We start from the raw sequence: 11,396 nt of genomic DNA, 5'->3' as shown, positions 1-11,396 counted from the left end.
CGGCGATCATGGCTGTGGCAGGTCGAGTGGGAATGACGATCCTGGCGCCTGCGGACGTTCCCAGCTAACGAACGCGCGTGCATAACTCCGGGTTGCGAAACGGAGGCTTTGGAACAAAGCTTCTGCCGTACACCCTAACTGGTAATACTGGCTCAACCCGAAGCCGACATTCACGACGAGACCTTGCGATTCTGGATAGCCGACATTGGCGGCGCTTTCCAAAAATGTCTTCTATGTGAACCAGAGCAATCGTTTAGGCGCAGGCGTGACAGCGGCTTAGATCGTCTGCTATGAGTGCTTGGTTGAATTCGTTTTAGTGTGAGAACGCTCAACTCAGCATTCTTTCCGAAACGTCCTCAAGAAGGGTATGAAGATCGAATTCTTCACCTTTCTCCGCAAGCCCTTTGTCATGCAAAATGAAGGACAGCCCGTGCACGAAACTCCACAACAAAAAACCACGGCGGCGAACTTCGTCTGTGATTCCCGGTTCACCGAGACATTTTGCTACTTCAGTCAAAAGAATCCCGAAACTTTGCTGGCCGCCTTCCTCCAGCCGGGGATCCGCGATGCGGTCTGTGAAGCCGCCAAATTTCAGTCTGAAGATCCCGGGCTCATTTAACGCAAAGGCAATATACTCCATCCCTATGGCGGTAATGCGCTCGGGAGATCCTTCAGGAACGCCTTCCAGCGCAGTAAGCATTTTGTCTCGGTGCCGATCCATTCCCTCAAGGACAGTGGCGACCAGCATTTCTGTCTTGTCTTTGAAGTGCTTGTAAGGTGCCGCAGTCGATACGCCCGCGCGTCTGCACGCCTCGGATACGGAAAAACTGTCCGGACCTTTTTCTTCTACCAACTGTCGGGTTGCTTCGATCAGTGCAGCGCGGAGATCACCGTGATGATAGGCTTTCTTGCTGACGGAAAGACCAGCCGTTTGTCTGCTAGTCGAATGATTTTTTTCGGTGCTGCTCATGATCCAACATGTGCCAGATCACGTATCTCTTGTCAAAGTGAGAACTTCTAACATATGTTAGAGACGCTAACTTGATGAGGTCCCCAAATGCCGAATCCTGCCAATTCATCTACTGAAGCGACCAAACCGAGCCTATTTGCACGTGTGTTACGCGGCACTGTGCGTTTGGGAGTGACCGTCAGTTTTATAGCCGTTGCAGCGGCCGCCGTTCACTTTGGCGCATCCGAGCTCACCCGTAGAGCGGAGGCGGTGCCCGCACCTGATGCCGCCGCTGTGACCCCGGTATCCGTGACGCCGATAACGTCCGAGAGCGCTTACACAGTCGACCGTGTGTTCATCGGGCAGGTCGAACCTCAGCGTTCGGCAGATATCTCTTTCGAGCTGAACGGGACGCTCGATCAAATTCTGGTGGATGAGGGTGACAAGGTTGCCAAAGGTCAACTTCTTGTGACACTGGACATTGCACTGCTGGAGGTCGAACGCGACCGTCTGACAGCATCACGCGATGCCATTGCAGCCCAGCTTGCATTTGCAAGAAAGACGGTCGAGCGAAACGCGAAACTCATTGAACAAGGCTTTACCAGTCAAGCCCGTTTGGACGAAGCCGTTTCTCAGCAAGATGAATTGTTATCCAGAATTGGCGAGTTGGATGCGGCCTTGCGCGATGTTACCGTTCGGATTGAGAAATCCAGCATCGAGGCCCCATTTGCCGGTCAAATAACCGCGCGACACGTGGACGGCGGCGAAACTCTGCGCTCGGGCGAGCTGGTTCTGGGAATGGTCGAGGTCGTGTCGCCGCAGGTTCGGATCGGTGTTCCTCTCGATGTTGATCCGGCGCTTCTGACTGATGTTGAGATCGAAATATCAGCTAAAAGCTACCGGGCTGAGCTTGCAACCTTGCGGCCCGATATTGACCCGGTGACCCGAACCCGCACTGCGCTGTTCGATCTGAAAAACGCTCCCGACGTTGCTTTCGGACAAACCGCACGTGTGCATGTACTCGATCCTGTCCAAAGTGCGGGAACCTGGGTGCCCACAACATCGCTGAAGGAAGGAACGCGCGGGCAATGGACACTGCTGGTTGCCGACGCGCAAAAGACTGTGCGCCTGGCGACGGTCGAAGTGCTGCATGCCGAAGACGACCGCGTCTTTGTGCGTGGCGCGTTTCCGGAAGGCACCGTCCTGATCGATCAGGGTCCGCAGCGGGTGAGCGTTGGTCAGCGCGTCGCCTTCGACACTGGCGAGTAACGGAGCGATTTGATGGAAACCCTTACCTTTCGCCATCCCCGGCTGGTTGCCCTCATCATTTTGGTGCTTGTGTCTGCAGGGCTGTCTTCGTTCCTATCGCTTGGGCGACAGGAAGACCCCACGATCACCAACCTCTTCGCAACCATAACCACGCAGTTTCCTGGCGCAGACCCCGAACGGGTTGAAGCACTGGTTACCGCAGAAATCGAAGAAGAACTGCGAAAGATCGCCGAGGTGGATGAGATCAGTTCTGTCTCCCGCTCGGGCGTGTCGGTCGTTTCTGTTGAATTGCTGGAAACACTAGACGAAGCCACCATTGAGCAGGTTTGGGCCGAGGCTCGGGACGCCGTGGAAGATGCGCGCCAGAACTTCCCGGCAGGAGTATTGCCACCGGAATTCGATGCCGAGGGTATTGCTGCCTATTCCGCTGTCATTGCAGTTGCGGCCGAGGACCCCGACTTCCCGATAACTTTGCTGTCTCGTCATGCCGAAGCATTGGGTGACAGATTGCGCGCGATACCTGCGACACGAGCCGTCGACTATTTCGGTCAGCCAGAGGAAGAGGTGCTCGTAAGTGTCGATATGGACAAGGCCGCTGCGCTTGGGCTTGGCGCTGCCGAGATTTCCCAGCGGATCGCCGAAGCAGATGGGAAGGTTCAGTCTGGGCGGCTGCAATCCGATGTCGACCTAACCATTGGCGTCAGCGGAGAAATTGAGAGTCTGGATCGCATTCGGAGCATCGTCCTGCGTGAAAACGCGGACGGTGCAGTGGTGCAGCTCGGCGATATTGCCAGCGTAGACCGGGGCGCACGCGAACCGCAGTCCTCAATCGCTTTTGCCAACGGGATGCCCTCCGTTTTGGTCGGAATTCTGGCGCAGGACGGTGTGCAGATCGACCGCTGGACAGGCTTTCTACGGGATGAGCTTGAGGCCGGCGCCGCAGCGGTACCTTTGGGCATGCAGGAAATACTGCTGTTTGATCAAAGCCAGTACACGACGGATCGTTTGTCAGAGGTTGGGGTCAACATGGCCATTGGCGTGGCTCTGGTTGTGGCAGTTTTGTTTGTTACGTTAGGTGTTCGGGCAGCCGCGATCGTGGCTTTGGTTTTGCCGGTTGTCTCATTGGCGACCCTGGCGACGATGAACATGATCGGTTTGCCCATTCACCAGATGTCCGTGACGGGTCTGATCGTTGCCCTCGGTCTGCTTGTTGACGCAGCCATCGTGATGACCGATGAAATTCGACGTCGTCTGCAGGATGGGATGGAGCGACTTTCAGCCGTGCGAGATGCTGTTCGCCGGTTGGCCGCGCCTTTGCTGGCGTCGACCGTCACTACAGCGCTTGCCTTCACGCCGATGATCTTGCTGCCGGGACCCGCCGGCGACTTTGTCGGTGCTATCGCTATCGCCGTGGTGCTGATGCTTGTTTGGTCCCTGGTTGTGGCCTTGACTGTGACTCCAGCGATTGCGGGCTGGCTACTGTCCGATCGCCCAGACGCAGGAATGCTGAGCCGCGGTATCAGCATCCCGCCACTTGCCCGTATGTTCGAGGCCTCAATTCGATGGTCAGTCACCAATCCGGTGCGATCTATCGCGTTGGCATTGATCTTGCCGGTGCTTGGCTTTGCGGCCTTTCCAACGCTGACCGCGCAATTCTTCCCGGGCGTCGACCGCAACCAATTCTATATCGAAGTCGACATGCCGGGTGGAACGTCAATTGCCACCACCGAAGCAACCGCCCGCCAAATCGATGAAATGCTGCTGGCTGACGACGGCGTCAAAAGTGTCTACTGGACGGTCGGAGAGTCCGGCCCGGCATTCTACTACAACATCGTTGGCAACCGTTCACGCGAGCCCGGGTTTGCACAAGCCATGATCACAACTGACACGGCCGATGACGCGGCCCGCCTTGTCGGAGCGCTGCAGGGTCGTCTGGATACCTACTTTCCTGACGCGCAGATCATCGTTCGCAATCTTGTGCAGGGCCCTCCGGTCGCCGCACCGGTTGAAGTCAAAATTCAGGGGCAGGACATCACGGTTCTGCGTAATCTGGGCGACGAGGTGCGTTCAGTCATGGCCAATCTCGATCTAGTAACCCAGGCGCGCGCCAGCGTGAACGGCGGCAACCCTCAAATCCTGTTCGAGATTGATGAGGTCAACGCGCGTCTGCTGGGACTGGATGTGGCGGATATAGCTGGTCAGCTGGACACGACGCTTGTTGGCATTACCGGTGGATCACTGATCGAAGGGACCGAACAGTTGCCGGTGCGTGTTCGACTGGGTGACGAGGTGCGATCAGACCTAAGCGCCATTGTCAGTATGCCCATCCTGCTGCCGAACGCTGCCGCCATATCCGCGACCGGCGTATTCCCCGCTGTACCTTTGTCGGAACTAGCCAGACCGGTTATCGAACCTGCAGAGAGCGTCATAACCCGAACGGATGGCGTACGCGAGAACACCATACAGGCGTTTATCGTGCCCGGTGTTTTGCCCGAAGAGGCTTTGCAGGACGTTCTAGAAGCGCTTGATGCGTCCGGGTTTGTGTTGCCGCAAGGCTATTCGATGTCCTTAGGCGGCGACAGTGATGCCCGATCTAACACCGTGGGTAATCTGCTTGCCTCTGTTGGTTTGATTGTCACGCTCTCCATCGCGACTATCGTTCTGACCTTTAACTCGTTCCGGCTGACGCTCGTGACATTGGTCGTGTGCGTGTTGTCTGCAGGCCTTTCAATACTGTCGCTGGCCGTTATGCAATTCCCGTTCGGAATAACGGCGATTATCGGTGTCATCGGCTCGATCGGGGTTTCGATCAACGCGGCGATAATAATTTTAACCGGGTTGCAACAAGACGTTGACGCAAGCCAAGGCGACCGGGTGGCGATGGCGCGTGTTGTGACTGGTTCAAGTCGGCATATCATCTCGACAACGGTCACAACCTTTGGTGGTTTCCTACCCCTGATCATAGCTGGAGGAGCATTTTGGCCGCCATTCGCCGTTGCAATCGCTGGGGGCGTACTGTTGTCGACTGTCGTATCGTTTTATTTCACTCCGCCAATGTTCGCCCTGGTGCATCGTGGAAAGCTTGACCAACCGCTTGAGGCAAACAACCAGCATTCCCAGCCTCAAGAAGCTATTGTTGCGCTTGTGGCAGAGTGAGGATAGAGACTACTTCTCCTTGCAAATTGGTATGTTTCAAAGCCGTCGTTGTTCGAAGCGGGGTTCACTTTCTGCTATGGGCCGCACGCCGGACTTTGCAAAGTCTGGTTTCTGCGCATTGCTGTAATTGGGGCATCGCGCAGCATCGGTCAAAGTGGGCTCGGTGCAGACCTTCGCTGCGTTCCAGCTAACAGACCTCTTTGCGGACAAAGCGGACGTTCGAACTCAGACGCAATAATAACTCCGCGCACAATTGGCAAACAGGCTCAATGCTGTGATCAGAACCTGACCCTAAACGCCAGCCCAACCAATGGTGCTGTTTCATAGGTCTGACGACTAATTTCCGCTCCATTCGCATCATCTAGCGTCAGGCGGCCGTCAAATTCTGCGCCTGCAAATACGCTCAATGAAACTCCAGGATTTGGGTTGTATCCAACGGAAAGTACGACGGGGATACTCTTGTCTTCGCCCACCCCGTCCTGCGCGAGACCTTCCCCATTTAACCTGAATCGAATTCTCTCCGATCGTGCGGTTAAGGAAAGATCTATGGTCTCAGTCAACGTATAGCTCAGGGTCAACCCGGGGCCTTGTGTCGCTCCAATCCCTGAGCCAGTGTTCAAGTTCCAGCGATCATTTAGGTCCCAATCGATCAGCAGGGCCGGAAAAAAATCTGTACCACCATCGTCAAATTGAGAGAACGCGCCAAAGGCCGGTCCTATCGTCAGACGCTCGTTAAGTTGCCAAGCAATACCCGCAAAAACACCGTAGGTCCTGCCATCAGATGAGGAAGCTCCACTTTGATAATCCCACCTGATCTGCGGTGACACAAAAACTGTTGCTGTATCGCTCGCACGAAATCGCAGGGGAACAGAAACGCGAAAGTCACGGATGTTCTCCCATGGCTGATTGTTCGATTGACTGAAGCTATAGTCCAGCTTGCCGAAGCTGGTTGAAAGCCCAATGGAGTTTCCTCCTTCCAGATTGTAAAGTGCGGTAGCACGTAGAAATGCTCGGCTTGCAGAGAATTCACCGCCGTCACTCAAATCCGCGTCCCCCTGAAACGCACCAAGTCCATCAACCTGATACGCCCAACCTAGCCGGGGCTGCGCGGCTGAAGGTGACGCTGCAAATCCTAGAGAAATAGCTCCAAAGCAGCACGTCAGAAGAAGGTTTTTCATTTGGCATTTCCCACGTGACGCTGATTCCTTTTGAGTTGCCATTCCTGAACGAGCGTTTCAAGTCCCTAATGGTCGGCTCTGTGGACTGCGGAGACATGGCTACTCAATGACATATTTATACAATACGAAGCTTAAGCACTGACACTGATAACCTATAGCTGAATGCAGTTTATTCAGCGTGATGAGCAAGCTTGCCGTCCCATTCCTCTGACGAAACTTTGGGTTCCGGCGGGTCCGCAATGTACGACGGTGTCATTATCTGTGTTCCGTTTTCATTAAACACATCGACAATGTTTTCGCGCAAATCGGACAAAATCTTAGGCAAGCTCGATCCGCGCGAAGTGTATGCGTTGATCTCATAATTGATTGCGTAGTCAGCCAGCTGCGTCCAAAGCACAAAAGGTTCAGGGTTCTTTCTTAACCCTTGAGTACGATGAGCTGCCTCTATCAGCATCGCTTTGATTTTCTTTGGTGGCTCCTCGTATCCGATCCCTACTGTCGTGTGAACCAACAGCCCTCGACCATCCACTTTGCGCGAATAGTTTACGACTTCGGAGTTGAGCAGCTGTGCATTTGGAATGCTAATCATCTCGTTCTTTATCGACTTAATGAGTGTTTCCATCAGTTTGATCTCGGTTACATCCCCAATCTTGTCGCCAACCTGAATTCGATCACCGACATTGGTACTGCGTCTATAGATGACAAACAGACCGGCCATCATATTCGAGACGACCGTGTTCGACCCTAACGATACCATGATACCGGCAAGGATAGTCAGGCCTTGGAAGGCTCGAGAGTCAGATCCGGGAATATAAGGGTAGGCAAACACCAGCGCGATAACAATCAGCAAAGCCCTGCACAGCATTTTTGTTGGTGCAATCCAATGATCTTCAAAATCTTTCAGTTGGAAAGCGCCGCTCTCGACGTTGTCGAAAAAAAGATCGAGGCCTCGAATTCCCAACCTTGTCACAGCTGCGATGATTGCGAGCATGATCAAGTTGGGGATATATTCAACAATTGCCAAAACGACGGTTACGAGCGGCTCGCTGACATACTTCAAGAGGATCTGGGCAATGCCCTGGGTCTCGGCAAAGGAGAGCAGCACCAATGAAAGGTAGTAGTAGAAAAAGAACAGAAACAGGACCCACATCAATATGTGTATTGAATAGACGATAATCGACGCGATTGCCCTGCTTCTCAAGAGCGATTTCGTGGCTTCTTCAACACCTTCAGCTCTCTTTTCCAAGATGTTTCTAAAGTAGTCTAATAACATTTGCCGTTTCGCAAAAAACGCATAAGAAGTGAGGGCAAAGACTGCTGTCCAAGCAAAGGCAGCCATCGCACTATCTACTCGGCCCTCATTGGACCGAGCATCTCGGTATTGAAGGATTGCAGTCTCAATCGCTTCGGACTGAAGCCCAGCTAGAACTTCAATAACCATTTGTTCGTGCTCAGCATCAGCTTGGGTGGTGATCGTAACCATCTGCCCGTCAACGCGTATCATTTTCCCAAATTCGGCGTCCGAAATCTCAAGCTGTACTGAAGCTTTCGTGGATGCATTGGCGACTTGAGCGATCCGCTCCTCAATTTTTCTCGCTCGTTCGGTTGCGGGCAGCGCACTTGAACCGCGAACCACGAACAATTCTTCGCCATCCACTATCACCGGCGCAATAAACTCGGGATCTTCTCTCTCTTCAGCTGGTGCGAGGATTTCTTCAGACTGAGCAAGCGCAACAGTGCAGGAAAATAGAAGAGGCAGTAACCATAGCGTAAGGGCCCTCATGATTTTGCTCCTTCTGCGGGAATAATATGCACATCGCGTTGCGGGAACGGTATAGATATGCCTTCTTTGTCAAACCGCTCTTTTGCTTGACCGGTCAGGTCCCAATAAACGGTCCAATAGTCATCAGACTTGGACCATGGACGGCAGAAGATGTTGACGGAGTTGTCTCCCAACTCACCCACGAAAATTTCAGGTTCTGGTGCCTTCAGACAAAGCTGGTGATGCGCAACCAAGTCTTTGAGCACTTCAATTGCTTGGGCAGCGTTGTCCGAATAGGCGATACCAAAGACCAGATCGACCCGACGTTCTTCGGATGCACTTACATTGGTAATGACATCCCCCCAAATCTTGCTGTTGGGAACTATAATAATCTGGTTGTCGAATGTTCTGATCTTGGTTGAAACCACCGACATCTCATCCACAAACCCAGATGAACCGCCCACTTGGATATAGTCGCCAGTGTCGAATGGCTTGAGGACCATGATCATCAGACCGCTTGCGAGGTTTCCCAGCGTTTCCTGCAATGCGAAACCTAGGATGAACGACAAACCACCGAGCACAGCAAAAAGCGGTGTGACGTTAACTCCGAACAAAGCTAAAACGACGAGTATACCAAGGACGAAAACGGCCCAGTATACGGCGGTGGCAATGAAGCGTTTCAGCATTCTGGAGATAGTTGGAATTTTGTTCAGACCCCGTTCAGTGACCCGGCGCACCATCCGAGCAATGAACATCATGGCCCAAACTGCCAACAAAACACCCAGACCGGCCATCAGCAGGCCTACGCCCCCATCCCACGAGAACAACCAGGCCCAAGCGTTCTGAAAAAGCGTTTGAAGGTCGGTAGTTTTTAGGGCTCCCGTTTTCAACGCGAGAATATAGTCAGAATGCGGTTCTAGATCTTCCGCCTTCGCGCCTTTCAGGGCCCATGCTTCGAGCACCAGACGATAGTTGTTGAGAGTTTCTGATCCAGAGTCGTTCAAAGAGGACAACTGAGACCGCAAGTTGTCTTCCCGAGCTCCGCTCGCCGACCGAAGTTGCAAGTTTACTTGCGCGACTTCTTCGAGCCGAGAGCGCACATAACTCTGCCAAGTACCAGCGACTTGGGAAAGCTCTTCCGCGGTTAGGGGAACAAGTAGGATCTCGAGATCATCAGCCGCAATCATCTCATCAACGACTGCTTTTTTTAGATCGTCATTCTCGACTTCCACAGCCTCTTGGTCGGCCTCAGTCTCTTGCGCGCCGGCAGGAAAAGCACTCGCTAATGCCGTGAACCAAATGAATGACCAAATCTTCAACGTTCTCAGTGCTCGTCTCATCTGTCTGTCCCTTACTTCTTTAACGGTCGAAGAGAGCACACACAGACGCAACAAATCCAGACTTATGTTTATGTTTGAATATTTCCTTGTGACGAACCCTACGGATTTTTGGGTCGCCGTCGATATAGAGAATCTCTCAAATTCGCGGAACCACATATCTGCGAATGAAACAGAAATTTCCGCAAAAGGGTCATAGACTTGCCGTGCACGTAGAATTGGAAGCCTTTTCCATTAGACCCATTAAACCGAGAATAACGGCCTCCTGGCGACACCACTCACTTGCGTCTCCAGGAGGCGACCAGACAAGTCTGGCGAATGCGCGAGCAACAGAGGTAATACAAATTCGCCACGCATTCGAATACTTGAATCTAAAGTACAACAAATCAAGTAATTTTACGCGCGCCAAAAAGTTTGCTCTCGCGTGCATGAGAAATTCTTGTTTATTCCAGCTTACACGCCCGCTTCAGAAAACGTGGCGGCGCTGTGCAGATGGCGGGTGACGAACTTTGACTGTAGCGAACAGAATTTGCGCTCATGCCAACTTGGTTGACGAACAGCGGCCAACCGCACATTCGACTTAGTCTGGCCAGTCCCATGGTCAGACTAAATCCCCGCGTTGCCCATCATCCCAGATAGAGGTGACGCGGGGAACTTTGATCCATCTTTCAATCAGTACCGTAACACCAAAACCCCAAGACTACCGCCCGCGTTGTTCACCTGGTTTCCCTCCGAACGATGCGGGTTTTTTTGGGGGATGGGGATATAATGAGTTTCCATTTTGCAGAGCGACCGACTGGACCTTCTACTTCTGGTTTGGTCGATGGCGCACGTGTTGGCCTCATTACCACCTGCTTTTCAAACCATTTGAAAGGACGCAGCCATTCATTTTAGTTTGAAGGTTCGCGTTTTTGGTTTTCCCTCATATCTTCATTCTGCAATATTATAATGGGATTGTTCCTATGAAAACGACAACTAAGACCCTTGCTGCCGCTGCCGTTCTTGCATGCGGAGCAACCGTAGGACATGCCAAGGACAAAAAATATTCTGCCAAAAGACAACGCAGAGTTCGTAAACTATGGCGAGGAATCCGGCTGGAATATGTTTGTGGATTAGAGCCGAAATACTTGCCTGATCGAACGGGTGGATGAGAATACCAACGTTGTTCAAATGGGTCTGACCCCAGACAAAGATTTTGGCTACATGGGTGTTTTTACAAAGGCAGACATCGAATTTGAGGATGATAAAGTCTAGCTGCTCATGGACAACAAATTATACTATGGCGATACAACAGCGGCGCCACCTAATTTGGCGGACGGGTACAAAGGCGGTTATCTCATTGCCAACAATCCCGACTTCGTCACAGACGTGATGGAGCGCGAAATCATGATTGTAATGCCAGAGTCTAATTTTGCCTTCGAATTAAGCCTTGCTGGCACCAAGAAGGCAATTGAAGCGGCGCGTGAGTGCAATGCTTCTCTGACCAACTGATCGGTGTCGATACTTCAAGGCCGTCCACTTTGTGGGCGGCTTCGTTTGTGACTGCGCGAACCCTGTGTATCGAGGAAGCTTATAATCGATTTCAGGCTTCAATTTCGATCAACTCTGTTTTGTAACTTAGATAGTTTGTCCCTTTGTTCCAAAATAACTTTTTAGAGGCGCAAAAATACGTCCGCTTCGGACTCGATGGGGACGTTCGCTAGATCGCAACGAATGTCCACATTGCGCAGAAAGCGGACTTTGCA

General features: G+C 52.6%; 7 protein-coding genes. 3 read left to right on the top strand and 4 right to left on the bottom strand.

Annotated features, from left to right (window positions below; all coding sequences use genetic code 11):
- Nucleotides 1-328 precede the first annotated feature (328 nt).
- On the bottom strand, nucleotides 329-970 hold the full coding sequence (locus ACR0AW_RS19100) for a TetR/AcrR family transcriptional regulator (protein WP_170734049.1): 642 nt from the start codon (nucleotides 968-970) through the stop codon (nucleotides 329-331).
- Between the two features lie 171 nt (nucleotides 971-1,141).
- On the opposite strand from ACR0AW_RS19100, the gene ACR0AW_RS19095 reads away from it, so the two are divergent.
- The gene (locus tag ACR0AW_RS19095) at nucleotides 1,142-2,218 is read left to right on the top strand and encodes an efflux RND transporter periplasmic adaptor subunit (RefSeq protein WP_170734048.1); all 1,077 of its coding nucleotides are present in this window, start codon (nucleotides 1,142-1,144) and stop codon (nucleotides 2,216-2,218) included.
- A 12-nt stretch (nucleotides 2,219-2,230) separates the two neighbouring features.
- Nucleotides 2,231-5,374 carry an efflux RND transporter permease subunit gene (locus ACR0AW_RS19090; protein ID WP_170734047.1) on the top strand — a complete coding sequence of 1,048 codons (3,144 nt, stop codon included), beginning with the start codon at nucleotides 2,231-2,233 and terminating at the stop codon, nucleotides 5,372-5,374.
- A 278-nt stretch (nucleotides 5,375-5,652) separates the two neighbouring features.
- Here the strand turns inward: ACR0AW_RS19090 and ACR0AW_RS19085 are convergent, their stop codons facing one another.
- The 3 genes from ACR0AW_RS19085 to ACR0AW_RS19075 all read right to left on the bottom strand — a co-directional run bounded on the left by ACR0AW_RS19085 (nucleotide 5,653) and on the right by ACR0AW_RS19075 (nucleotide 9,654).
- Nucleotides 5,653-6,552, bottom strand: coding sequence for a fimbria/pilus outer membrane usher protein (locus ACR0AW_RS19085; protein ID WP_170734046.1), 900 nt, complete (start codon nucleotides 6,550-6,552; stop codon nucleotides 5,653-5,655).
- 169 nt (nucleotides 6,553-6,721) lie between these two features.
- On the bottom strand, nucleotides 6,722-8,335 hold the full coding sequence (locus tag ACR0AW_RS19080) for a mechanosensitive ion channel domain-containing protein (protein WP_170734045.1): 1,614 nt from the start codon (nucleotides 8,333-8,335) through the stop codon (nucleotides 6,722-6,724).
- Entirely contained in the window at nucleotides 8,332-9,654 is a 1,323-nt protein-coding gene (locus ACR0AW_RS19075) for a mechanosensitive ion channel family protein (protein ID WP_170395548.1), read from the bottom strand. Before ACR0AW_RS19075 ends, ACR0AW_RS19080 begins: the two co-directional genes overlap by 4 nt.
- A 1,257-nt stretch (nucleotides 9,655-10,911) precedes the next feature.
- Between ACR0AW_RS19075 and ACR0AW_RS19070 the strand changes: the two genes are divergently transcribed.
- Entirely contained in the window at nucleotides 10,912-11,142 is a 231-nt protein-coding gene (locus ACR0AW_RS19070; protein WP_170734044.1) for a hypothetical protein, read from the top strand.
- The last annotated feature ends 254 nt before the right edge of the window (nucleotides 11,143-11,396 follow it).

The organism is Ruegeria sp. C5 (assembly GCF_056537605.1).
The sequence above is the reverse complement of the archived record's forward strand: the minus strand, read 5'-3'. Positions and strand labels throughout refer to the sequence as shown.